Here is a 23845-nt window from a genome sequence, read left to right as displayed (position 1 = left end):
TCGACGACGGGCAGCGATCGGGATTGCCGCGCCTCTCATCTGCGATGAGGTCGAGACGGGCGGTGAGGGTCGACATGGTCCTCGACGCATCACACGGCGCTCTACCGGAGAGCACACCGCAGTAGCGTGTGCGTATGGCCGCGACAGTCTCCGACGATTTCCTGAGATCGATCGACACGCTGCTCGCTCGGGTCTACATCGAGCACGGAATCCGGGGGGACGTCGCCGATGATGGCCGCTCGATCGTATTCTTGAGCAAGCGCCGCAATCGAACCGTCGCTCTGTCCTGGGACTCCGACACGCGCCCGGGCGAGATTTCGTGGCAGCTGGATTACTCCCAAGACGGAACGACCTCACAGCGCTATGACGGCGTCTTCCCCGCTAAAGACCCCGGGAGTCGCACTGCCGGGCTGATCTCACGACTCGCGCCGAAGTCACCGAGTCGTACCGTTGACACAAAGGGCAAGCTCGCCGTGATCGTCTTCGGATGGACGATGCTGGTCGGCACTCTCGCGCTGCTGAAGCTCCTCGCGGTGTCCACGCCGGGAGGCGCGTGGACAGCCGACGACTTCCCGTGGGCACCCCTGCTGAGCAATGCGCAGCAGATCGCGAACGCCCTGACGCTCGGCGACCTACCGCTCATCATCATCGGCAGCTTTCTCAACTCCCCACTGCCGGGGCTGATCGTCCTGTTCGGGATCGGGATGCTCTTCATCCTGCACGCCCTCCCTCGCATCACTCTGTCTGACGACGTCCTGTCTTGGCGGGCCGGAGCGATCTACCTGTTCACGATGCTTGCCGGATTCGGCACCATCGCCCTCGCTCCGGCCCCGTGGAACATCGTGTCGTGGGTCGTGCTGATCTATTTCGGCTTTGCAGTCTTCAAGAATTACTCCGTCCCGTGGCAACTGGAGCGTTGGGCGCGCTTCTCTCGCATGGTGCTCATATCGCGATTCGCGGACCGGCCGAGCGCGCTCGCCGAACACCCTCCCGATCGCGTAGTCACTCTGGGAGAGGTAGCGGACGAGCTTCACACGCTCGCGCTGAAGCTCCGAAAGACGGCACTGAAGAAGCGGGACCACGCGCTGAACAGTGATTCTTGGAATGACGGCTACTTCATCGCACGTCTGACGAAGATCGGACTGGCCGCCGACTTCCGCGCGGCGAAGCGATCGGGGCCGGCGAACTCACGAGCCCTGGGAAGGCGGCACGTCGCGGATGTCGTGTGGTTCCGGACCCAGCAGTGGAGCCTCTTTCGAGGCATCCCACTCCTGACTGCCGTTGCGCTCGCCATCGTCGTCCTCTCACCGACCCCGTGGATCGCGCCCGTATGCGCGACATCCGCCGGCGACGCTCGGACCGTCTTCGTGCTCCCGAGCGGCAACCCGACTTTCGTCGACGACACCACGCGTGACGTCACGGCGCTCACGTCGTGGGACGGGTACACGTTCACCCCTGGATCCTGCTGACGCTCCTCAGCCCGCGTAGGCGGCCCGCACGTCGAGCACCCAGGTCACGCCGAAGCGGTCGGTGAGCATCCCGAACCCGGGCGACCACGCCGACGCGGCGAGCGGCTCGACGATCGAGGCGCCGTCTGCGAGAGCGTCCCAGTATCCGGTGAGCTCGTCGAGCGAGTCGGCGCGCAGCGACTGGAAGAAGGGGCGGTCGGTGATCGTCATCCCGTTCTCCCGCGAGGTCGTGCCTGCGGTCGCGTCAGAGTCATCCGCACCCGGGATGTCGTATGCCATCAACCGGAAGCCGTCGGCGGTCTCGACCTGCCCGAACACGATCTTCTCGGCGCCGGGCACGCCCGCAGGCATCCCGAAGTCGCCGTAGGTGGCGAGTGTCACCTCGCCGCCGAAGACAGCTCGGTAGAACTCGAGCGCCTGGCGAGCGGTGCCGCGGAAGTTCAGGTGGGTGGTGGTTGCGATGCTCATGATGTCTCCTCGATCGTCGTGCGGCGGATTCGCCGCCGAGACCAACACTCACAGCAGAAGAGGACAGTTTCGGTCCTCTACCTGACGCAGAATGGATGCCATGACCGGCAGCTCCTCGCGCATGCTCGCCCTGCTCTCGCTGCTGCAGACGCAGCGCGACTGGCCGGGGCAGGTGCTCGCCGACCGCCTCGACGTCACACCGCGCACGGTGCGCCGAGACGTCGGCCGACTGCGCGAGCTCGGCTATCGGATCAGTGCGATCAAGGGCCCTGACGGCGGATACCGGTTGGCCGCCGGCTCCGAGCTTCCTCCTCTTCTCTTCGACGACGAGCAGGCCGTCGCCATCGCGGTCGCGCTGCAGAGCGTGCCCGCCACGGGGATCGACATCGACGAGGGCGCCGCTCGTGCGCTGGCCGCCGTGCGGCAGGTGATGCCGTCGCGCCTGCGACATCGGGTCGACGGCATCCGCTTCACCGGCGTCGAGAACGAGACCCGGGTGGATCCGGCGGTGCTCGAGGCCGTCAGCGCCGCAGTGCGAGACCGGCACGTGCTGCGTTTCGACTACGGCGACCACGACCGCCCGGCCCGGCGCACCGAACCGCACGCCGTCGTCGCCCGCGAAGGGCGCTGGTACCTCCTCGCGTGGGATCTCGAAGCCGACGACTGGCGCACCTTCCGACTCGATCGGATGAACCCGCGCATCCCGACCGGCCCCGCCTTCACGCCGCGCGAACTTGCCGCCGCCGACGCGCAGACCTACCTGGCGGCTCGCGCGAAGGGGTCGGATGCCGAGGACCGCTGGCCCTGCATCGGCGAGCTCGTGCTTGACCTGCCCACCTACGAGGTCGCGCAGTGGATCGGCCGTGACGGCACGGTGGAGCCCATCGACGACGTTTCGTGTCGCGTCACGGTCGGGTCGTGGTCGTGGGTCGGCATCCTCGCGTCGATCGCCCGCTTCGATGCGCCGTTCACGGTCGTCGGGCCACCCGCTCTGGCGGATGCTGCTCGCACCCTCACGGGGCGGTTCGCCGCCGCATCCTGATCTGCGGCCTGCATCGCTTCCCGTGCGTGGTCAAAAGTGCATGCTCCAGCGTCGATTCGGATGCCTTTTCGACCACGCACCCGGTTCAGGATGCGTTTTCGACCACGCACTCGTCATGCTCCTCCGCCCGGGCGATCGGCCACAGCATCCCCCGGTAGACTGGCCATGCCCCGCCGGCCCCTCATCTAGGAGTGCGCGTGACCACCGCCCCTGCACCTGCCCACAAGCACGTCCCCGACTCCGTCGAGAACGCAGCCGCGACTCCGGAGAAGGAACAGCCCTACGCAGCGCTGGGCCTCAAGGACGACGAGTACGCCCGCATCAGGGAGATCCTGGGCCGCCGCCCGACCTCCGGTGAGCTGGCCATGTACTCCGTGATGTGGTCGGAGCACTGCTCCTACAAGTCGTCGAAGAACTACCTGCGCCGTTTCGGCCAGAAGGTCTCAGACGAGATGAAGGAACGCCTGATGGTGGGCATGGGCCAGAACGCGGGCGTCATCGACGTCGGCGAGGGCTGGGCCGTCACCTTCAAGGCCGAGTCGCACAACCACCCGTCGTTCATCGAGCCGTTCCAGGGAGCGGCCACCGGCGTCGGCGGCATCGTCCGCGACATCATCTCGATGGGCGCACGCCCGGTCGCGATCATGGACGCCCTGCGTTTCGGCGCGATCGACCACCCCGACACCGCCCGCGTCGTGCACGGCGTGACCAGCGGCATCAGCTTCTACGGCAACTGCCTGGGCCTTCCGAACATCGGCGGCGAGACGGTCTTCGACTCCGTCTACCAGGCCAACCCGCTCGTCAACGCGCTCGCGGTCGGCGTCCTTCGCCACGAAGACCTCAAGCTCGCCAATGCCACGGGCGTCGGCAACAAGGTCGTGCTGTTCGGCGCCCGCACGGGTGGCGACGGCATCGGCGGCGCCAGCATCCTGGCATCCGACTCGTTCGACAGCACCGGACCCACCAAGCGCCCCGCGGTGCAGGTGGGCGACCCGTTCGCCGAGAAGGTGCTCATCGAGTGCTGCCTCGAGCTGTACCGCGACGAGCTCGTCGAGGCGATCCAAGACCTCGGTGCCGCGGGGATCTCGTGCGCGACCAGCGAGCTCGCGGCCAACGGCAACAGCGGCATGAAGGTCTCGCTCGACAACGTCCTGCTGCGCGACCCCTCGCTCACGGCTGAGGAGATCCTCATGTCGGAGTCGCAGGAGCGCATGATGGCGATCGTCGCCCCCGAGAAGCTCGACGCGTTCCTCGCGGTCGTGCAGAAGTGGGACGTCGAGACGTCGGTGCTGGGCGAGGTCACCGGAGACGGCCGCCTCATCATCGACTGGCAGGGCGAGCGCATCGTCGACGTCGACCCCTCGACCGTCGCGGTCGACGGCCCGGTCTACGACCGCCCGGTCGCGTACCCGACGTGGATCGACGCACTGCAGGCGGATGCCGCCGAAAACCTGCCCCGCTCGAACGACCCCGAGGTGCTGCGCGAGCAGTTCCTCAACCTGGTCGCCTCGCCGAACCTGGCCGACACCCGCTGGATCACCAACCAGTACGACTACTACGTGCTCGGCAACACGGCCCTCTCGTTCCCCGATGACGCCGGCATGATCCGCGTCGACGAGGAGTCGGGTCTCGGCTTCGCGATCTCGACCGACGCGAACGGCCGCTACTGCCAGCTCGACCCGTATGCGGGGGCGCAGCTGGCCCTGGCCGAGGCGTACCGCAACGTCGCCGTCACCGGCGCCGTGCCCACCGCGATCACCGACTGCCTGAACTTCGGCTCTCCCGAGAACCCCGAGGTCATGTGGCAGTTCGGGCAGACCGTCGACGGTCTCGCCGACGGATGCTACGAGCTCGGCACCCCGGTCACCGGCGGCAACGTCTCGTTCTACAACCAGACCGGCGACGTGCCGATCCACCCGACCCCGCTCGTCGGCGTGCTCGGCATCATCGACGACGTCTCGCGCCGCATCCCCTCGGGATGGCAGGACGAGGGCCAGAACATCTACCTGCTCGGCACGACCTCGACCGAGCTGTCGGGTTCTGCGTGGGCCGAGACCGTGCACCAGCACCTCGGCGGACTGCCCCCGAAGGTCGACCTCGCGGGGGAGAAGCGCCTCGCAGGTCTGCTCGGTGCGGCACGCGACGAGTGGCTGATCTCGTCGGCGCACGACGTGTCGGAGGGTGGCCTCGCTCAGGCCCTCGCCGAGGGCGTCTCGCGCTTCGGCGTCGGCGCACGCGTCTGGCTCAACGAGATCATCGAGCGCGACGGAGTGGATGCTGCGACCGCACTGTTCTCCGAGTCGACCGGTCGCGTCATCGTGACGGTTCCCCGCGAGGACGACGTGAAGTTCCGTGGGCTCTGCGAAGGCCGCGACTACCCCGTGATGCGCATCGGCGTGACCGACTCCGAGGGCGCGAAGCTCGAGGTGCAGGACGTCTTCACGGTTCCCGTCGCCGAGATCCGCGAGCGCTCGCAGGCCACTCTGCCCGCCGCCTTCGGCCCGACCGTCAGCGAGCCGGTCAGCGCATGAGCGGCGACGGCCTGAGCGAGGACTACGGCGACCTGGGCGAGAAGCGCAATCGCCGCCTGCGCATCGTCGCCTGGAGCGTCATCATCGCGCTCATCCTCGGCGGCGGCGGCGCGACCGTCATCACACTGCTGCTCGGCTGAGTTCGGGTCCTCCTCGTTCGGGTGCCGGGGCGGGTCGGGTGCTCCTTCGCGCCTCGTGCTCGTCTCCCGTCGGAGTCGGGTCGACGAAGCAGTCGACGAGATGGCGACGAAGGCCGCCCGGCCGAGGCGAGGAGCGGATGCGACGTCGTTCGCGTACGGGCATCGATCGGGTCTGGATGCGCAGACAGGTGGCCAGACAGCGGTGGCTCGGTGAGCCGGACGACTACCGCGAGAAGAAGAAGCGGGTCAGCCGCACGATCGAATCAGGGTCGTGGTGCTCGCGCCCCAGCGATTCGACGATGATCGCGCCGAGGATCGCTCGTCCGAGCTGCTCGACAGGCGCCTCCTCAGCGAGCTGCCCGTCGCGGATGCCACCTCGGAGGCGTTCGGTGAGGTACTTCTCGACCCCGAGGCTGTCGCCGAGGTGCGCTCCGACTCCGGCGTCCTCCGTCGCCGCGGCGACGAGCGAGCGCAGAAGAGCGCCTCCCTCGGGCGCCTCGAGGATCGACAGCACGCTGCGCAGCCAGGTCTCGACATCGGCGGCGAGGTCTCCGGTGTCGGGAACCACGAAGTCGACGGGGATGAGCCGACCTTCCGCGAGGCATTCGCCGATGAGGGCTCCGCGTGACGGCCACCAGCGATAGATGGTCTGTTTGCCGACGCCGGCCTCTTTCGCGATGCCTTCGATCGTGAGCCGGTCATACCCCTGGTTGTGGAACAGACGAGAGGTCGCGTCGAGGATCGCTTCACGGGCAGCAGTGCTGCGCACGGGTCCGCTTCGATGCTCGTTCACCACACGTTCAGGATAACCACAGAACACTAGACGAGACGCCCCGTATGATCTATCCGTCTGAAGGAGATCGTTGTGGCTGCACTGCTGTACCGCCTGGGTTCGTTCGCTGCACGCAAGGCGTGGACGGTGATCGTCTCGTGGGTCGTCATCCTCGGCCTGGGTGTCGGCGCGTTCCTCACCCTCGGGGGCACACTGAGCAACAGCTTCGACATCCCCGGCACTGCCTCGGGTGCCGTGACCGACCAGCTCGCCGAGAAGCTGCCCGACACCGCCGGCGGCACGGGAACCGTGGTCTACCAGACGACCGACGGATCGGCCTTCACCGAACAGCAAAAGCAGGAGATCTCGGATCTCGCGTCGAGCGCCGAGGATCTCGACGGCGTCGCATCCGTGATCGATCCGTTCGACGCTCAGCAGCAGCAGGCCGTGCAGGCGCAGGACCTCGCTGACGGCAAGGACCAGATCGACGGCGGCCGCGCCCAGCTGGATGCCGGTCAGACCCAGCTCGATGACGGACGCACCCAGCTCGATGCGGGTCTCGAACAGCTCACCACCGCTCGATCACAGGCCGAGGCGGGCGGTGCTCCCGCCGAGCAGCTCGCGGCGTTGGACGCTCAGATCGCCGCCCTCAATGGCCAGCTCACCGAGCTCGACGCCCAGCAGAAGACGATCGACGAGTCGCGCGACGAGCTCGACGCCAACGCCGAGAAGGTCGACCTCGGATCCACGCTCCTCGATCTCACGAACGGCATCGGCGTCGTATCCGAAGACGGCTCGACCGCGATCGTCAACGTCTCGTTCGAGGACCCCCGCCTCGAACTCTCCGAAGAGGTCAAGCAGGGCACGATCGAGCACTTCGACTCCTCCCCGATCGATGGCGTCGAGGTGAACTTCGGCACCGACATCGCGCAGGGGGTCCCCGAGATCTTCGGCGTCGGAGAGGCGATCGGCCTCGCGTTCGCTGCGGTCGTGCTGATCGTGATGCTCGGCACGCTCATCGGCGCGGCCCTGCCGATCGTCACGGCAGTCGTCGGCGTGGGCGTCGGCGTGACCGCATCCCTCGCCTTCTCGGGCGTCGTCGACATGGCATCCGTCACCCCGGTGCTGGGTGTGATGCTGGGCCTCGCGGTCGGCATCGACTACTCGCTCTTCATCGTGAACCGGCACCGCAAGCAGCTGCTGAACGGCGTGCCGGTGAGAGAGTCCATCGGCCTCGCCACCGGCACCTCGGGCACCGCCGTCGTGTTCGCCGGCACCACGGTCATCGTCGCTCTGCTCGCCCTCAACGTGACGGGCGTGCCGTTCCTCGGCCTCATGGGCACGGTCGGCGCAGTCTGCGTCGCGGTGGCCGTGCTCGTCGCGATCACGCTCGCCCCCGCGATCCTCGGACTCGTCGGCACTCGCCTGCTCAGCGGCAAGGCCCGCGCCACGATCGGGCAGCCGCATGCCGCGGGCAAGCCCGTGAAGCAGATGTCGACGCTGCGTGCGATCGTCACCGTGCTCGTCAGCGTCATCGCGCTGCTGATCGTCGCGATCCCTTCGATGTCGATGCGCCTCGGCCTGCCCGACGGCGCGAGCGAGCCCTCCGACTCGACCAGCTACCGCGCGTTCCACATCGTCGACGAGCAGTTCGGCGAGGGGGCGAACGGTCCGCTGCTCGTCACCGCCACTCTCGACGACGCGGTCAGCGACGACGACCTGCTCGCCACTCAGGTCGAGATCGCGCAGACTCTCTCCGACCAGGACGACGTCGTCGGCGTCGCCCCGATCGCGACGTCCGACGACAACACGCTGCTCGCGTTCCAGGTGCTCCCTGCAGAGGGCCCGAACAGCGCCTCCACAGAGAAGCTCGTGCAGGATATCCGCGCACTGCCGCAGCTCGACGGCGGCATCACTCTCGGAGTCGCCGGCCAGGCGGCCACCAACATCGACATCTCCGAGGCGCTGGCCGGCGTGCTGCCGCTCTACCTCGTGGTCGTGGTCGGGCTCTCGCTGCTCATCATGATCGTCGTGTTCCGCTCGCTGCTCGTGCCCATCATCGCGACCGGAGGCTTCGTGCTCTCGCTCTTCGCGACCTACGGCCTGATCGTCGCCGTGTTCCAGTGGGGCTGGGGCGCCGAGATCATCGGTCTGCACAGCACCGGTCCGATCCTGAGCTTCCTGCCGGTGATCCTCGTCGGCATCCTGTTCGGGCTCGCGATGGACTACCAGCTGTTCCTCGCCTCGGGCATGCGCGAGGCGTATGTGCACGGCGCCTCAGCCCGAGATGCGGTGGCCCAGGGCTTCCGAGCCGGGCGCTCGGTCGTCGTCGCCGCGGCCCTCATCATGGTCTCGGTCTTCGGCGGGTTCATCTTCTCGGAGTCGACGATCATCCGCTCGATCGGCTTCGGCCTCGCCTTCGGTGTGCTGCTCGACGCCTTCGTCGTGCGGATGCTGCTCATGCCAGCCCTCATGCACCTGCTCGGCCGTTCGGCCTGGTGGCTGCCGCGGTGGCTCGACCGCATCCTCCCCAACGTCGACATGGAAGGTGCAGCGCTCGAGCGCGACCACCCCGGCGTGCGGACCGACACGGTTCAGGTCGTCGCGGCCGCAGACGACGCAGAAGCGCGCTGACGTCACGCACCCCGGAACCCGGATGAGGCGGCAACAGCACGCCACCTCTTCCGCGGACGCTCGAGCGTGGGTAGCCTCGGCCAGCAAGGAGGCACCATGGCCATCGCACCCGTCGACGTGGCCCTCGATGCGAACATCGAGGGCCACCTGATCGGCTCACCCGTCAGCATCATCCGCGAGTTCACCTCGACCCTCGGCAGCGGGCCGCGACTTCACCGGCATCCGTACGTCGAGACCTTCGTGATCCACCGAGGCCGCGCGCTCTTCACCGTGGGCGACGAGCAGGTCGTCGGATCCGGAGGACAGGTGCTGGTCGTCCCGGCGCTCGTCAGCCACCGTTTCGAGGTGCTCGACGGCGGCACCTATGAGGCCACCCACATCCATTCGAGCGATCGGTTCATCACGGAGTGGCTGGAGTAGTCACTCTTCTCGCCACCAGGCGTGCGATCTCCAGCCGGATGAACTCGGCGACCCGCACACCGGGTCAGACCACCATCCCGCGCCAGATCACCTCGACGGCAGCCCTCAGACGGGCGGTGACCGCAGGGTCGTCCATCCGGTCGCCGCGCACGACGATCTGGTAGTACGCGGTGCCGGCGATCGCATCGAAGCACGCGTCGACGTCGAGATCCGGGCGCAGCTCACCGCGCGCGATCCCTGCGCGCAGCGCGTTCAGCAGCGGCACCCGCCTTCGCGACACATGCGACTGCCAGTACGCCTTCTGCAGCGCACGGTCCGACATCACGAGCCGGATGCGCTGACGGAATCGCTCCTCCGCATACCCGGATGCCGCGACCGACAGAGCCACTCCGCTCTCGCCGAGCCCGAGCCCGTCGAACAGCGCATCGCGAAGATCGACGTCGTCCGGATACTCCGGCGGCACCATGCGCCCGACGTCGAGCGCGGCCGCGATCAACGTCGTGAGCGACGGCCATCGGCGGTACAGCGCCGCCCGACTCACCCCGCTCCGCGCGACCACGCGGCTGACGGTCACCTCCTCCCCCGCGTCGATGATCTCGAGCGTCGCGGCGACGATCTGCCCGTCGATGTCCTCATCACGCGGACGGCCGGGGCGGCGGCGAACCGCAGCCCCGAGAGCATCCTGCGCCACAGCCGTGATCACACCAGCGCCCGCTCGCGAAGACGCGTGATCGTCGCGTCCGACAGCCCTGCCGCTCGCAGCGGTGCGAGAGCGTCGCCGTGCTGCTCGCGCAGCGTGTCGAGCAGGGTGCGCATCGACACCTCCATCGAGCCTTCGAGCAGCGCCGCGCTGGCCCCGGCGGCACCCGCGTCGAACCCGAGCGCCTTCCACATCGCGCCCATCACCGGAGCAGTGCGCTGCATGATCGCGACCATGTTGCCGCCGGTGAGGGCATAGTCGGCGACGATGTCGTCATCCGCCGCACCGAGAGCGAGCAGCAGCATCGCCGCGACCACACCGGTGCGATCGCGCCCGGCCGCGCAGTGGAACGCCGCGGTTCCCGGAGTGTGTGCGATGACGTTCAGCGCCGTGACCAGCTGCGGCGCGGCCACCTCGACCATGCGCAGGTACATCCGCCCCATCGCGTCGTGGGTGAGCTCGGGGGCATCCCGGTTCATCGACTCTCCGACGTCCGCGATCAACGGCAGGTGGTGGTAGGCCACGGGGTACTCGGCGAGAGGGCCGCGACCGGTGACCGAGACCTCCAGCGGCGAGCGCAGGTCGATGATCGCGGTGAGCCCCGCGGCGACGAGCTGTGCGGCGACGTCGGTCGTGACGTAGGCGAGGTCGTCGGTGCGAATGGCGAGGCCCTCGCGCAGCACGCCGCCGTCGATCCGAATGCCGCCGAGATCGCGCAGGTTGACGGGGGCGCTGAGCACCAGGTCGATGTCGGCGATGGTCATGTGATTCTCCTTCGGATGAGGGCACTGCCCTGGTCGATCGCCGTGACGAGCACGATGATGCAGATGATGATGGCGCTGAGGTGTCCGTAGTCGTACATGCGCATCGCGGTCGTCAGCTCGAGGCCGATGCCACCGGCGCCGACGAGACCCAGGATGGTCGCGCCGCGCACGTTGCCCTCGAACAGCAGCAGCGTGTACGAGGTCAGCAGGGGTGCGGACTGCGGCAGGATGCCGTATTGGATGACCTGCCGCTTCGAGGCGCCGACGGCCTCCATCGCGACGACCGGTCCGCGGTCGACCTGCTCCATGGCCTCGGCGAAGATCTTGCCGATCGATCCGATCGATCCGAGGGTCATGGCCAGGATGCCGGCGAACGGGCCGAGTCCGACGGCCGAGACGAACATGAGCGCGAACACGAGATCGGGCACCGAGCGGATGATGTTCATCACCCATCTCGTCGGGTAGTAGACCCACTTCGGCGCGATGTTCGACGATGCGCCGAACGCGGCGAGCAGCGACAGCACGGCGCCGAGCACCGTGCCGACGACAGCCATCTGGAACGTCTCGAGCAGCAGCGCGAGGATGGTGCCGATCTTCGAGAAGTCCGGCGGGAACAGCCGGGAGAGGAACTCGCCCATGTTGACGGCGCCGTCACCCAGCTTGATGAAGTTGAACTCGGCGCCGTTGAACGACCAGATCAGCAGCAGCGCGGCGATCGGCAGGCCGATCAGGAAGCGAGCCCGCGGAATGCGGAACGCGCGCTCCAAGCGCGAGCGCTCCCCGGCATCCAGGGTCGGGCGAGTGGACGGCCGGTCGGCCTTGCCGCCTGGGCCAGCCGCCGAGCCATCCGTCGAGCGGCCCGCCGGGCCATCCGTCGAACGGGGATCAGTGGTGAGCGTCATCGTCGTGCTCCTCGTCGTCGTAGAGCGGCGCGAGTGCCGCGGCATCCAGCTGCGATGTGGCGCCGGCGACCAGCATCCGTCCGTGCCGCAGGCCGATGATGCGGTCGCTGTGCGCGAGGGCGAGCGGCAGCACATGCAGGCTGACGAGCACCGGGATGCCGTCTTCGGTGGCGATCTCGCGCAGCAGTTCGAGCACCGAATCGGCGAGCTTGGGGTCGAGCGATGCGACCGGCTCGTCAGCGAGGATCACCTTGGGCTGCTGCATGAGCGCCCTGGCGATCGCCACGCGCTGCTGCTGGCCGCCCGAGAGCGACCGCGCAGGGGCAGTGGCCTTGTGAGCGATGCCGACGCGGTCGAGCAGCTCGAGCGCGCGGCGGCGATGCGCGGTCGAGAAGCCGCCCACCAGATTGATCGCGCCGGCGCCGTGCAGCGCTCCGGTGAGCACGTTCGTCATGACGCTGAGCCTCGGGATCAGGTTGAACTGCTGGAACACCTGGCCGACATCCGAACGCAGCGTGCGCAGCTCGCCGCGCGCGAGGTTGGTGACGTCATGGCCGGCGACCCTGACCGACCCCGCCGAGATCGGGGCGAACCCGGTGAGGCTGCGCATGAGAGTCGATTTGCCCGAACCCGAGGCGCCGAGCAGCGCGACCATCTCACCGGGGAACAGGTCGAGGTCCACGCCGTCGAGCACCGTCGTGGCGTCATACGCGACGCTCAGGTCGCGCACCGACACGAGCGGGAGCGCCTGTCGGACTTCGGCCGTGGGCGTGCGGCCGGGGGCGGACGTTTCGTCTCGTCGCTCCGCTCCTCGCTCGACGACCAGGACTTCTTTGCTCGTTGAGCGAGCGGAGCGAGACGAAACGCTCGCACTCGTCATTTCAGGTCCTTGAGCTCGACACCGGCGACCGCCGCGATCTCGGCGAACGACTCGAACGACGAGCCGTCGGGGTCGACCGTCTGCTCGGCCGCAGCGAAGGCGCCGTAGGCTCCGAGAGCTTCGGCGTTCTCGGGGGAGAAGACCTCGGCGATGCCGTCCTGGATGAGCTTGCGCGTCTCGTCGTCGAGCGACTGACGTCCGAGCACCGCGCCCTGGATGTCCATGGCCGGGCTCTCGCCCACCGCGCGCCACTCGCCGTCGGCGAAGGGGAACATCGGGGCGTCCAGCTCGGTGAGCATGACAGCGGTGCACGCGGCATCGACCTGCCCCTGCTGCAGCGCCGCGAAACTGCCCTCGTGGCCGCCCGCGAAGATCGCCTCGTAGTCGGTTCCCTGTTCGAGCCCTGCTTCGTGCAGCATGTACACCGGCATGAAGTAGCCCGAGCTCGACGCCTGGTCGGCGAAGGCGACGGTCTTGCCCTCGAGGTCTTCGACAGTCTCGATCGGCGAATCGTTCAGCACGACGCAGGTCGAGACGGGCTTGCCGTCTCCCTGGAAGGCGACGAGTGCGTCGACCTCGCCCGTGTTGACGGCGAGCGCCGAGGGGAAACCGCTCATGATGCCGATGTCGACGTGGTCGGCGCGGATCGCCTCGACCACGCTCAGGTAGTCGGGCACGTCGGTGATCTCGACATCGCGGCCGGTGGACTCTTCGAGGAGTTCGGCGAAGACCTCGATCGGGTTCTCGGCGGTGGGGTCGTCGCCGACGGGAAGCGTCGCGATCGTGATGGGACCGTTCGGGTCGGCGGGAGCCGCTTCGGCAGTCGGGCTCTGGCAGCCGGTGAGGGCGAGGGCGGCGAGGCCGAGGAGGCCGACGGCGGGCAGGGTGAGGCGGCGCATGATGACCTTTCGGGAGGAGGCGTTCCCGATTTCCGAGAACAGGAGTATTCCAACTCGCGAAGGTGACAGGGATTTACGAGACCGCCGTACTCGAAACGGAACGCTGAGTGAACGGCTGGTGTCGGTGGTCGTGGGCACGGATGTCGGTGACCGGGCCTAGAGTGTGCGGATGACCCCTGACGTCCGTGCTCGCCTCGAAGAGCTGCGCGCCCAGGCGGCAGAGCGGGTCGCAGCGACCGGGGCGACCCTCGCCGAGCTGATGCACGACCGGGAGGGGGCGAACGACGACGACGAGCACGACCCCGAGGGCGTCACGCTCTCGTCGGAGTGGTCACGGCTGACGGGACTCGCCGAGGCGGCGGCATCCGAACTCGCGCAGGTCGACGATGCGATCGCTCGGTGGGATGCCGGCACCTACGGAATCTGCGCGAACTGCGGCCGCCCGATTCCGCAGGCTCGTCTCGAGGTCCGACCGTTCGCGACGCACTGCGTCGCCTGTGCGGAGAAGCTCGGCCTCTGAGCCGGGGCTTCCGCCGACCTGAGGACGTGTCATCTCGGACGGCTCAGCCGTCGTCGCTCGACGACCGAGCGCGCCGCGACGCCCGACACCAGGTCACCAGGTCACCAGAGGAACGTGACGCCCACGGTGAGCACCGCTCCGAGCACGGCGACCGCCCACCAGTACCACGCCCGCCGGCGAGGGAGGAAGGGCAGGCGAGCCCGCGACCCGCGGAGGACGAGGATGCCGATCGCGGCGAGCGCCGGCGCAAACGCGATGCCCCACAGCCAGCCGCCGACGGAGAACCACGGTCCGCTGTGCCAGAGCAGCAGGAGGCCGAAGGCCGCCCAGATCAGGTCGCCGATCGACGGCAGCAGCGCCTTCACGCGGAACGCGCGGATCAGGGCGACCAGGCTCAACAGCAGTGCGAGCCCGAAGATGCCCCACGCGATGCCGACGGATGCACTGTCGACCGCGGGAATCGGCGCGCCCGACACATACGACATGGCGATGTAGTCGGCCGGGGCCACGGTGTTCGACAGCGCGAGGAAGGCGGTGCCGGCCTCCCGGTCGAGGGTGAGCATGGTGCGGAATCCCCCGGTTCCGCCGTTGTGCCAGGTCTGCAGGCCGTCGCCGTCGAACGATGCCGACGTGATCCATCCCCATCCGATCTCAGCCCCCTCTCCCATGGGCGCGGTCGGATCGAGGGCTGCTGAGCCTGGGGCAGTGCCGTCGAGGTTGGCCTGCGCCCACAGCGCGAGGTCTGCCGCGGTGGTGAACGTCGACGCGCCGGCGGGCAGGTAGCCCTCTCCCCACCACCGAGGAGCGGGGACGCCGTTGATCAGGAATCCGGGCACGGCATCAGCCGGCACCTCGTCGGCCGTCGCCGTGACGACCGTGTCGTCCATGCCGAGCGGTTCCGTGATGCGCTCCCTCAGCAGGGCCGCGTAGTCGTCAGCATCCGCTGCCTCGACCAGCGCCGTTCCGAGCAGCGAGACGGCGAAGTTCGAATAGACCGACCCCTGATCGGGGTCGACCGGGGCGACTGCGGCGTCGGCGATCAGCTGCTCGGTCGTCGTGGTCGCGTAGGGGTTCTCGTTGAGGAGGACGCCGCTCAGCGCCTCCGCCTCCGCCGTGACGCCGAGTCCGGGCAGCCCCGACGAGTGCTGCGACAGCGACGCGAGGGTCACCTCGCCGGCGGCCGTGCCCTCGAGGTCGGGAAGATGTTCGGCGAGCTGATCGTCGGCGCTGACCTCTCCGCGCTCGATCGCGTCGGCGAAGAGTGCGCCGGTGAAGGTCTTGGTGATGGATCCGAGCTCGAACACCGTGTCGGCGGTCGGGGCTCCAGGGTGTGACGGGTCGGCGTCGCCGAGCCCGGCGAAGACCGCTCCGTCCGGGCCGATCTCGGCGACCGAGAGCGCCCGGAAGCTGTCGAGGCTGCCGGGCAGCGAGCGGATGAGGTCGGCGAGCGCCTCATCGCCTGCGGTCGACGCGCTGACGGTCTGCTGCTGCGGCCCGATCGCCGCACCGAGCGCGACGCCGACGACCGCAGCCGCGCCGATCGCGGCGAGGATCGCTCGCGTGGGGCGGCGGCGCGGGGCATCCGCTGCGCTCTGGCGGTCCTGCAGGTCTGGGGACGGGATCGAGGGGGTGGTCACGGTGGGCTCCTCAGCTCGAAGCGATCATGGTCAGGACGAGAAGGGGCACCACGCGGGCGGCCGGCACCTCGTAGTACCCGCGGCGCGGAGAGACGAGCCACCCCGCAGTGACGAGCTGCCGCAGGTGGTGGTAGAGCTGGCCCGACGAGGCGAGGTGCTCGAGCTGCAGCAGCTCGGCCGTCGTGTGCGCTCCGCGCATCACCTGCCGCACGAGCTCGATGCGCGCCGGGTGCCCCAGGGCTTCGAGCGGACGGGCGAGATCGCTCCAGTCCTGCGCGAGCAGCCCTTCGGCGTGCAGGCCGTACTGCCAGCGCACCGGCCCCGCCTGCGTCTCGACCGCACCGGCCATCATCACCGCGCCGGGCGCACGGCGTCCGAGCTCGTTCACGAACCAGAGCGGGTCGTCGGCGCCGGTCGGCTCGGGCGCAGCATCCGCCGCCTGCGGCTCCGCACCCGATTCCGCACCCGATTCCGCACCGTCAGCGGGTGCGGAGGCGTGAGCAGCGAGTGCGGACAGCCGTGCGACCTCGTGCTCGAGGTCGGCCAGTCGGCGCTCGATCGTGCTCTGGTCGTCGGGTTCCATGATTCGAACCTATCAAAAGTTCGTAATTACGGAAAACAGATGGGCGAGAAGGCGGAGCCGCGGGCGACGCCGCGAAGCCCGAGAAGTAGGCTGAGGACATCATGGACGAGTTCATCCGGGGCTTCTGGATCTTTGCGGGCAACTACTGGTGGCTCGCCTTCCCGATCCTCGGCATGGCCGGAGGTGCCGCGAAGGCGTGGGAGCGCAGCGCGAAGCGCCGCCACGAGCGGCGCATCGAGACTCTGCGCCTCAAGGCGGAGATCAAGACCGCCCAACTCGAGGCGCGCAACGGCCGTGCGAAGCGCATCGGCCCAGCCGTCGTCGACACCACGGCATCGGTCACACCGAACACCCTGCTCGAGCGTCTCTTCTCCGAGCACGACGAGATCACCGCCCGCTGGCTCGACTACGAGCTCGACGTCGCGAAGCTCATCGCCTTCCCCGCCATGAGCGACGGCCGCCAGCCGCTGGTCGCCGCCTTCCTGCGGGCCAAGAAGACGGCGGATGCGCTGCGCCCGCCGTCTGCCGACTCGACCGTGACCGAGCGGCAGGTCTCGGAGTACCTCGACGCGGTGGGCGCGTATGCCGTGGCATTCGAGATCGCCGAGAAGGATGCCCGCAGGCTGCGCGACTCGACCTTCACCGAACCCGAGCGCAAACGTCTGGACCGTGCGCAGCAGCTGCTCAAGGTCGCGGTCGACGAATCCGCCACGCAGGCCGAACGCAACGTCGCCTACCGCCGCGTGCGCGACGAACTGGAAGGGCTGATCCTGCTGAGCGACGAGGCCGTGCAGGTGCTCGAGAAGCAGGTGGCCCGTGAGCTGCCCGAGCACGCGACGGCCGCCGCCTCGCCTGCTTCGGAGCCCGAGAGGATCGTCCTGCCCTCCGCGACGAAGACACCCCCGCCCCGAACCAGAACAGCCGAGCCGGCGCAGCCGAGCGCGAACGACGACCGGGAGACCCCGCAGTGATCACCCGATTCGAAGAGCTCGACTGGCAGAAGACCCCGATCGGCGAGCTGACGCTGCGCCGACGCACCGAGCCTGCAGTCGGCCAGGAGATCTACGAGGTCAGGCTCGGCGACGAATACCTCATGTCGAGCCTGTTCACGGTGGCCGAGGAAGAGCTCTCGAACCTGGGTCTGGCCGCTGTCGGCGGCGACGGTCTCTCGGTCCTCGTCGGAGGGCTCGGGCTCGGATACACGGCGGTCGCCGCACTGCGAGACGAGCGCGTGGCTTCGCTCACCGTGGTCGATCGGCTCGGGGCTGTGATCAGCTGGCACCAGCGCCGCCTGCTGCCCGTGTCGGCTGAGCTCGTCGACGACCCGCGCACCAGTCTGGTCGAAGACGACTTCTTCGCCCTGGTCCGGGCAGCACCCCGTGAAGACCACCCCGGATACTCCGCGATACTGCTGGACGTCGACCACTCGCCGCGCCACCAACTCGACCCCACGCACGCCGACCTCTACACCGCGGACGGCCTGCGTGCGCTCGACCGGCACCTCGCCGCCGCCGGCGTCTTCGCCCTGTGGTCGGACGATCCGCCCGACCAGGACTTCATGGCCCTGATGCACGCCGTGTTCGATGATGCGGTCGCCCACGTGGTCGATTTCGCGAACGCCGTCACGGGCGGCACCTCCTCGAACACCGTCTACGTCGCGCGCAGCCGCCGCACGGCGGATGCGGATGCGACCGCCGATCATGCACAGAAGGTGGCCTCGTGACCCCGAAGACGGTCGTGCTCACCGGAGCATCCGACGGCATCGGCGCAGCCGCAGCGCGCCAGCTCACCGCATCCGGTCACCGACTCATCCTCGTCGGCCGCTCTGTCGAGAAGACGAGGGCGGTCGCCGCCGACACCGGTGCCGAGTGGTTCACCGCCGACTTCGCCAGACTCGACGACGTGCGCGAGCTCGCGACGAAGATCGCCGACACCGTGGGCGACGGCGGGATCGACGTGCTCGCGAACAACGCCGGTGGCATCTTCGGCGATCAGACCCCGACGGTCGACGGCTTCGAGAAGACCCTGCAGGTGAACCACCTGGCGCCGTTCCTGCTGACGAACCTGCTGCTGCCCCAGCTGCGCGCCGGCCGCGCGTCGATCATCAACACGTCGAGCGTCGCGCACCGCCTGTTCGCGCGGCTGGACATCGACGACCTCGACAATCGCAAGAACTTCAGCGCGAACAGGGCCTATGGCGACGCGAAGCTCGCCAACGTGCTGTTCACGAAGAGTCTGCACACCAAGTTCCACGGCGAGGGTCTGAGCTCGGTCGCCTTTCACCCCGGCACCGTGCAGACGAACTTCGCCTCGGACTCGAACACACTCATGCGGTTCGTCTACCGCACCCCGCTCAAGCGTCTGCTGCTGATCAGCAGCGAGAAGGGCGGCAGCACGCTGAGCTGGTTCATCGAGGGAACACCCGACGAGACCTGGATCTCGGGCGAATACTACGACGAGCGGGTGCTGACGCGTCGCGTGAATCCGCGCATCGAGGATGCCGCACTCGCCGAGGCGCTGTGGCAGAAGAGCGCCGAACTCGTCGGCATCAGCGCCTGAACGCCTCCGCTCCGCCCGGAGATCGCGTCCAGGATGCAGGAGTATGCTGGCGAGTCGGGTCACGTGACCCGTTCAGAGCGCGAGAGGCGGTGATGGCGATGTCCGGTGATAGTTGCGACGCCGCCCCCGTTGCGTCGCGTCTGACGGCATCCGTGCGTTGAGCTTCGGTTCCGCACCTGCACGTCCTGCTTCGCAGCCGTCGGCGGCGTCTTCCGCCCCCTGACGAATTCTGCGCACGCCCTCTCTGATCCGGCGTGCGCCTGCGAGAACGGAGCCAGCCATGGCCCTCATCGACAACGGCGTGTACGTGCACGGACGCCGCGTGGAGACCCCGAAGAACCTCGACGAGACCTACCGGTCGCTCGACGCCCACGGCGGCATCGCGTGGATCGGCCTGTATCGACCGAGCCCTATCGAGGTCGCCTCCGTCGCGCGCGAATTCGACCTGCATCCGCTCGCCGTCGAAGACGCGCTCTCGGGCCACCAGCGATCCAAGGTCGAGCGCTACGGCGACACGCTCTTCGCCGTGCTGCGCCCCGCTCGCTACCGCGACGAGCAGGAGTCGATCGAGTTCGGCGAGCTGCACCTGTTCGTCGGCCCCGACTTCGTGGTGACGATCCGGCACGCGGAGTCGCCCGACCTCGCGGCCGTCCGCCGCCGCATGGAGGCGCACCCCGAACTGCTCGCGATGGGACCGGAGGCGGTGTTCTACGCGATCCTCGACGAGGTCGTCGACGGCTACGAGCCGATCGTCACCGGGCTGCTCAACGACATCGACGAGATCGAGGACCAGCTCTTCGGCGACAGCGACGACGACGCGCTGTCCCGGCGCATCTACGAGCTCTCGCGCGAGGTCATCAACTTCCAGCGTGCGGTGCACCCGCTCGCCGGGATGCTGGAGTGGCTCCGCCGCGGCTCGGAGAAGTACCGCATCGACGAGGAGCTGCAGCGGTCGCTGCGCGACGTGCTCGACCACGTCATCCGCGTCAATGAGCGGGTCGACTCGTTCCGGGCGATCCTCGAGAACGCCCTCACGGTGCATTCCGCTCTCGTCGCACGACGGCAGACCGAGGCGGGGCTGGCCCAGAACGACGAGATCAAGAAGATCTCCTCGTGGGCGGCGATCATCTTCGCGCCCACGCTCGTCGGCACGGTCTACGGCATGAACTTCGAGGTCATGCCCGAGCTGCACTGGGCACACGGATACCCGATGGCGATCGGAGCGATGGCCGCCTTCGCGGTCGCCCTCTACGGGGTGTTCAAGTACAAGAAGTGGTTGTGAGGCCGGGCGGGCTCAGCGGTCGTCGCCGCTGAGCCTGTCGAGCAGGTCGTCGATGTCGTCGACCTCGACGGTCTCGACCTCGGCGCGATCGCGCACCTCGATGTTGGCGACCTCGAGGTCGTCGTCGAGCTGCACGAGGATCCGCGAGTCGGGGAACTGCTTCGGCGCGTCGAAGGCGATCAGCACCGCGTCGGCGAACACCACCACGGAGGTGGCCTCGAGATCGTCGCGCAGGTCGATCTGCTCGAGCACCGGCTCGTCGTCGACAGCCTCGTCGATGTCGTCGGCGACCTCGTCGATCACCGCACGCCACCGCGTCTCGGACACCGACAGGATGCGCGTGATCGCCTCGAGCAGCGCGTCGTCGTCGAGGGTCTCCTCGTCGTCCTCCAGCTCGGGATCGACGTTGACCGTCACCACCGCGCCGGCGGCATCGATGGTCGCGCGGCCGTAGATGAGACCGTTCTCGGCGGCCGGATCATCGAGAAGGCCGCTGTCGACGATGCGGGCGAGAAGGTGGTCGAGCAGTGACGAGGCCATGAGACCAGTCTTCCACGTCGCCGCCGCTAGGCTCGTGTGCGTGCCGAATGCAGACGCCCCCGCCTCCGCCGCATCCGACCTCAGCCGCATCGCGGCGTCGCTCGTCGGCCCCGATCCGCTGAACTGGGTCATCACCGGCGACTCGATCACCCACGGACTCGTCCACACGCAGGGCGGTCGCAGCTATGCCGAGCATCTGCACGAGCTGATCCGCGGCGAACTCGCGCGCACCCGTGACGCCGTCATCAACACCGCGATCAGCGGGCACCGCATCACCGACATCCTCGACGACTGGGATCGCCGCGTCGCGTCCTGGCAGCCGGACATCGTCACCCTCATGATCGGCACGAACGACATGGCGACCGGCCCCGGTCAGGTCACCGTCGAGCCAGCCGCGTTCGCCGCCTCACTGCGCGACTTCGTCTCGCGAGTGCGCGCGTCCGGTGCTGTTCCGGTGCTGCAGACCCCGCCGTCGATCGACGTGGCGAACGCACCCGGGCGCGAGCGGATCATCGAGTTCGCGGATGCCGTGCGCGAGGTCGCCGCATCGGAGGACGTGATCCTCGTCGACCAGCACGCCCGTTTCACCGAGCTCGGCAACGGCGGTGTGCCGTGGGGGCTGATGGGCGACCCGTTCCACCCGAACGCCGCGGGTCATGCCGCACTGGCGCTCGAGCTCGCGAACGCGCTCGACATCTGCCCGCCGCACGACCGCGACCGCACCCTGCCGCTGCTCGAGGCGCAGATCGCGATGGCGCGCCTCAACGCCTGAGCCGACTCCGGCCACCCCGTGGTGGGTGGTCACACGCGCATCCGGCACTCGGTGGGTGGTCGAAAACGCATCCCCCGGCCCTGACAGCGCTGCTTTTTCGACCACCCACCGCTCGCCCGCCCCTCGCGACTCGACCCACAAGATGCACTGGTGCATCGATTCGTATACCAGTATCTTGAACCGCATCCGAAGTCGTACCGCGGGGGAGCGATGAAGGGGGGACGCTGTGTCTCATGTAGTGGCAACAGGTGCAGGCAAGGCGATGATGGAGCGCCGGAACGATCCGACGCACGACTACATCCTCGGGCTCACTCGAAAGAAGAGACCGCGCGTGCTGTTCGTCGGCACCGCGACCGGTGACGACGCGGCCTACATCGTGAGTTTCTACTCGACATATGACTCCGACCGCTGCGCGCCGCATCACCTGCCGCTCTTCCACCGCTCGGTCGACGACCTCGCGGGCTTCGTGAAGGGATTCGACGTCATCCACGTCGGCGGCGGCAACACGGCGAACATGCTCGACGTGTGGAAGCGGCAGGGCCTCGACGAGATCATGCGCGAGTTGTGGGAGGACCCCGACTCGAACGTCGTCTTCACCGGAGGCAGCGCCGGCGGCATCTGCTGGTTCGAGGGCGGCACGACCGACAGCTACGGACCCACGCTGCAGGTGCTCCCCGAAGGACTCGGATTCCTGCACGGCAGCTTCTGCCCGCATTACGACGCCGAGGATCAGCGCCGCCCGCTGTTCCACGCATCGCTGCTGAGCGGCGAGCTCGCCACGGGATACGCGGTCGGCAACCTGCAGTCGCTGCACTTCGAGAACTCCGAGTTCGTGACCGCGATCAGCCCGGTCGAGAACGCCCTCGCGCTGCGCGTCGAAGCCATCGACGGCAAGATCGTCGAGACGGAGCTGGCCACCGAGATCCTCACCGGCTCTGGCCCCATCACGAAGGGGCCGTCGACATGAACGACAACGTGTGGATCCTCATCGCCCAACTGATCGTCGTCATCCTCGCGATCTACATGGGCACCCGCACCAGCGGGATCGGTCTGGGAGTGTGGGGTCTCGTCGGTGTGGCCGTGCTCATCTTCGTCTTCGGAGAGGCCCCGGGCAACGCCCCGGTGGATGCGGTCTTCATCGTCATCACGGTGATCACCGCCGCATCCACCATGCAGGCCGCCGGAGGCATCGACTGGATGGTCTCGGTCGCCGCCAAGGTGATCAGGCGCAAACCCAAGTCGGTCGTCTTCCTCGCACCGGCGATGTCGTTCCTCTTCACGGTCGGAGCGGGCACCGGGAACATCTTCTACCCGTTGCTCCCGGTGATCTACGACGTGTCGTACCAGCAGAAGATCCGACCAGAGCGCGCGCTGTCGGTCTCGGCCGTGGCCTCGCAGGTCGGCATCCTGTGCTCCCCCGTCTCCGCCGCGACGGCCTCGATGGTCGTGCTGCTGGCGCCCCAGGGCGTCGACCTCGGTGGACTGCTGCTGATCATGTGGCCGGCGTCGATCGCCGGTCTCTTCGTCGCCGCACTCGTGATGATGCGGCACGGCAAAGACCTCGAGGACGACCCAGAATTCCAGCGCCGTCTCGAGAGTCACCAGATCAAGCCACCGGTGGTGGACGCGCACGACACGAAGCTGCCGCGCACCGCGGTGCTGTCGGCCGCGCTGTTCCTGATCGGCGTCGGCGTCATCGTGCTGTTCGGGCTCTTCGAGGGGCTGCGCCCGGTGATCGGCACGGATGACGCCGGCGACCCCGTTCGTCTGAGCGTGACCGTCATCATCGAGGTGGTGATGGGCATCATCGCGGCTCTCATCTTCGTGTTCTGCAAGGTCAAGGCCGCAGACGTGCCGAAGCAGCCGACGTTCCCCGCCGGTATCGTCGGTGCGATCGCCCTGTTCGGCATCGCCTGGCTCGCCAACACGTTCGTCGCGGCGAACCAGACGCTCATCGTCGATGGCCTCGGCTCGGTGGTCTCGGGATCGTCGGCGTTCCTCGGCGCGCTGCTCTTCGCGCTCGCCCTGTTCGCCGTCGCGATGCTGACCACGAGCCAATCCAGTGCGACCAACGCGATCGTCCCGATCGGCATCACGATCGGGCTGCCCGCGCCGCTGCTGGTGGGGCTCTGGCCGTCGACCATGGGCATCTACACGCTGCCGGCCAACGGCAGCCAGGTCGCGACCGTGGCGTTCGACCAGACCGGCACGACGAAGATGGGCAAGTTCGTCTTCGACCACTCGTTCCAGCTGCCGAACCTCGTCTACGTCGGCGTCGCGATCGTCGTGGGTGTGGTGCTCTCCTTCCTGTTCTCGTGACGTGAGGGTCCC

The 23845-nt window shown here is 68.3% G+C and carries 24 protein-coding genes; 14 read left to right on the top strand and 10 right to left on the bottom strand.

Going from position 1 to position 23845, the window contains the following annotated elements:
* The first annotated feature begins 134 nt into the window (after positions 1-134).
* Complete coding sequence (locus MRBLMI13_RS09175; RefSeq protein ID WP_367821973.1) at positions 135-1469, top strand: hypothetical protein; 1335 nt, start codon at positions 135-137, stop codon at positions 1467-1469.
* A gap of 6 nt (positions 1470-1475) precedes the next feature.
* Here MRBLMI13_RS09175 and MRBLMI13_RS09170 read toward each other — a convergent pair whose 3' ends face one another.
* Entirely contained in the window at positions 1476-1937 is a 462-nt protein-coding gene (locus MRBLMI13_RS09170) for a VOC family protein (protein WP_367821971.1), read from the bottom strand.
* Positions 1938-2037: 100 nt separating this feature from the next.
* Here MRBLMI13_RS09170 and MRBLMI13_RS09165 point away from each other — a divergent pair, with 100 nt between their 5' ends.
* The 3 genes from MRBLMI13_RS09165 (at position 2038) to MRBLMI13_RS09155 (ending at position 5650) form a co-directional block, all read left to right on the top strand.
* Entirely contained in the window at positions 2038-2979 is a 942-nt protein-coding gene (locus MRBLMI13_RS09165; RefSeq protein ID WP_367821969.1) for a helix-turn-helix transcriptional regulator, read from the top strand.
* Between the two features lie 197 nt (positions 2980-3176).
* Complete coding sequence (purL, locus tag MRBLMI13_RS09160; RefSeq protein ID WP_079111983.1) at positions 3177-5510, top strand: phosphoribosylformylglycinamidine synthase subunit PurL; 2334 nt, start codon at positions 3177-3179, stop codon at positions 5508-5510.
* Positions 5507-5650, top strand: coding sequence for a hypothetical protein (locus MRBLMI13_RS09155; protein ID WP_164481679.1), 144 nt, complete (start codon positions 5507-5509; stop codon positions 5648-5650). The genes purL and MRBLMI13_RS09155 overlap by 4 nt, the downstream gene beginning before the upstream one ends.
* A gap of 223 nt (positions 5651-5873) precedes the next feature.
* On the opposite strand, the gene MRBLMI13_RS09150 is transcribed toward MRBLMI13_RS09155, so the two are convergent.
* On the bottom strand, positions 5874-6443 hold the full coding sequence (locus MRBLMI13_RS09150; protein WP_231567518.1) for a TetR/AcrR family transcriptional regulator: 570 nt from the start codon (positions 6441-6443) through the stop codon (positions 5874-5876).
* A 72-nt stretch (positions 6444-6515) separates the two neighbouring features.
* On the opposite strand from MRBLMI13_RS09150, the gene MRBLMI13_RS09145 reads away from it, so the two are divergent.
* Together MRBLMI13_RS09145 and MRBLMI13_RS09140 are read left to right on the top strand one after the other, a co-directional pair.
* Positions 6516-9056, top strand: coding sequence for an MMPL family transporter (locus MRBLMI13_RS09145; protein WP_367821966.1), 2541 nt, complete (start codon positions 6516-6518; stop codon positions 9054-9056).
* 96 nt (positions 9057-9152) lie between these two features.
* Positions 9153-9476 (top strand): cupin domain-containing protein, encoded by a 324-nt coding sequence (locus tag MRBLMI13_RS09140; RefSeq protein WP_153302115.1) that lies wholly within the window; start codon positions 9153-9155, stop codon positions 9474-9476.
* Between the two features lie 64 nt (positions 9477-9540).
* Here MRBLMI13_RS09140 and MRBLMI13_RS09135 read toward each other — a convergent pair whose 3' ends face one another.
* Genes MRBLMI13_RS09135 through phnD form a run of 5 tightly spaced genes read right to left on the bottom strand, consistent with a single transcriptional unit; the run spans position 9541 to position 13621 of the window.
* Positions 9541-10179: a TetR/AcrR family transcriptional regulator gene (locus MRBLMI13_RS09135; RefSeq protein ID WP_367821964.1), complete on the bottom strand. Its 639-nt coding sequence runs from the start codon at positions 10177-10179 to the stop codon at positions 9541-9543.
* Positions 10176-10940 (bottom strand): tyrosine-protein phosphatase, encoded by a 765-nt coding sequence (locus MRBLMI13_RS09130; protein WP_367821962.1) that lies wholly within the window; start codon positions 10938-10940, stop codon positions 10176-10178. Before MRBLMI13_RS09130 ends, MRBLMI13_RS09135 begins: the two co-directional genes overlap by 4 nt.
* Positions 10937-11842, bottom strand: a complete 906-nt coding sequence (gene phnE / locus MRBLMI13_RS09125; RefSeq protein ID WP_367821960.1) for a phosphonate ABC transporter, permease protein PhnE — start codon at positions 11840-11842, stop codon at positions 10937-10939. The genes MRBLMI13_RS09130 and phnE overlap by 4 nt, the downstream gene beginning before the upstream one ends.
* Complete coding sequence (gene phnC, locus MRBLMI13_RS09120; protein WP_367821958.1) at positions 11826-12722, bottom strand: phosphonate ABC transporter ATP-binding protein; 897 nt, start codon at positions 12720-12722, stop codon at positions 11826-11828. The genes phnE and phnC overlap by 17 nt, the downstream gene beginning before the upstream one ends.
* Positions 12719-13621: a phosphate/phosphite/phosphonate ABC transporter substrate-binding protein gene (gene phnD / locus MRBLMI13_RS09115; protein ID WP_367821956.1), complete on the bottom strand. Its 903-nt coding sequence runs from the start codon at positions 13619-13621 to the stop codon at positions 12719-12721. The genes phnC and phnD overlap by 4 nt, the downstream gene beginning before the upstream one ends.
* A gap of 169 nt (positions 13622-13790) precedes the next feature.
* Here phnD and MRBLMI13_RS09110 point away from each other — a divergent pair, with 169 nt between their 5' ends.
* Positions 13791-14141: a TraR/DksA family transcriptional regulator gene (locus MRBLMI13_RS09110; RefSeq protein WP_367821954.1), complete on the top strand. Its 351-nt coding sequence runs from the start codon at positions 13791-13793 to the stop codon at positions 14139-14141.
* A gap of 101 nt (positions 14142-14242) precedes the next feature.
* Here the strand turns inward: MRBLMI13_RS09110 and MRBLMI13_RS09105 are convergent, their stop codons facing one another.
* Entirely contained in the window at positions 14243-15778 is a 1536-nt protein-coding gene (locus tag MRBLMI13_RS09105) for a serine hydrolase domain-containing protein (RefSeq protein WP_367821952.1), read from the bottom strand.
* Between the two features lie 10 nt (positions 15779-15788).
* A complete protein-coding gene (locus tag MRBLMI13_RS09100; RefSeq protein WP_367821950.1) occupies positions 15789-16361 on the bottom strand; it encodes an ArsR/SmtB family transcription factor in 573 nt (190 codons plus the stop codon).
* A 101-nt stretch (positions 16362-16462) separates the two neighbouring features.
* On the opposite strand from MRBLMI13_RS09100, the gene MRBLMI13_RS09095 reads away from it, so the two are divergent.
* The 4 genes from MRBLMI13_RS09095 to MRBLMI13_RS09080 all read left to right on the top strand — a co-directional run bounded on the left by MRBLMI13_RS09095 (position 16463) and on the right by MRBLMI13_RS09080 (position 20202).
* Positions 16463-17332, top strand: coding sequence for a hypothetical protein (locus MRBLMI13_RS09095; RefSeq protein ID WP_367821948.1), 870 nt, complete (start codon positions 16463-16465; stop codon positions 17330-17332).
* The gene (locus MRBLMI13_RS09090; protein ID WP_367821946.1) at positions 17329-18084 is read left to right on the top strand and encodes a spermidine synthase; all 756 of its coding nucleotides are present in this window, start codon (positions 17329-17331) and stop codon (positions 18082-18084) included. The genes MRBLMI13_RS09095 and MRBLMI13_RS09090 overlap by 4 nt, the downstream gene beginning before the upstream one ends.
* A complete protein-coding gene (locus tag MRBLMI13_RS09085) occupies positions 18081-18920 on the top strand; it encodes an SDR family NAD(P)-dependent oxidoreductase (RefSeq protein ID WP_367821944.1) in 840 nt (279 codons plus the stop codon). The genes MRBLMI13_RS09090 and MRBLMI13_RS09085 overlap by 4 nt, the downstream gene beginning before the upstream one ends.
* Before the next feature lie 280 nt (positions 18921-19200).
* Positions 19201-20202: a magnesium and cobalt transport protein CorA gene (locus MRBLMI13_RS09080; protein WP_309692831.1), complete on the top strand. Its 1002-nt coding sequence runs from the start codon at positions 19201-19203 to the stop codon at positions 20200-20202.
* Positions 20203-20214: 12 nt separating this feature from the next.
* On the opposite strand, the gene MRBLMI13_RS09075 is transcribed toward MRBLMI13_RS09080, so the two are convergent.
* Positions 20215-20742 (bottom strand): cytochrome C5, encoded by a 528-nt coding sequence (locus MRBLMI13_RS09075; RefSeq protein WP_367821942.1) that lies wholly within the window; start codon positions 20740-20742, stop codon positions 20215-20217.
* 40 nt (positions 20743-20782) lie between these two features.
* Here MRBLMI13_RS09075 and MRBLMI13_RS09070 point away from each other — a divergent pair, with 40 nt between their 5' ends.
* The 3 genes from MRBLMI13_RS09070 to MRBLMI13_RS09060 all read left to right on the top strand — a co-directional run bounded on the left by MRBLMI13_RS09070 (position 20783) and on the right by MRBLMI13_RS09060 (position 23833).
* Positions 20783-21514 carry an SGNH/GDSL hydrolase family protein gene (locus MRBLMI13_RS09070; RefSeq protein WP_367821940.1) on the top strand — a complete coding sequence of 244 codons (732 nt, stop codon included), beginning with the start codon at positions 20783-20785 and terminating at the stop codon, positions 21512-21514.
* Between the two features lie 238 nt (positions 21515-21752).
* The gene (locus MRBLMI13_RS09065; protein ID WP_367821938.1) at positions 21753-22481 is read left to right on the top strand and encodes a Type 1 glutamine amidotransferase-like domain-containing protein; all 729 of its coding nucleotides are present in this window, start codon (positions 21753-21755) and stop codon (positions 22479-22481) included.
* Entirely contained in the window at positions 22478-23833 is a 1356-nt protein-coding gene (locus MRBLMI13_RS09060) for an anaerobic C4-dicarboxylate transporter family protein (protein ID WP_311877662.1), read from the top strand. Before MRBLMI13_RS09065 ends, MRBLMI13_RS09060 begins: the two co-directional genes overlap by 4 nt.
* Positions 23834-23845 lie beyond the last annotated feature (12 nt).

Origin of the sequence: Microbacterium sp. LMI13-1-1.1 (assembly GCF_040815625.1) — a bacterium.
Classification (GTDB): domain Bacteria; phylum Actinomycetota; class Actinomycetes; order Actinomycetales; family Microbacteriaceae; genus Microbacterium; species Microbacterium forte.
Note: the sequence above shows the minus strand (reverse complement) of the source record. Positions and strands in the feature narration are given on the sequence as shown.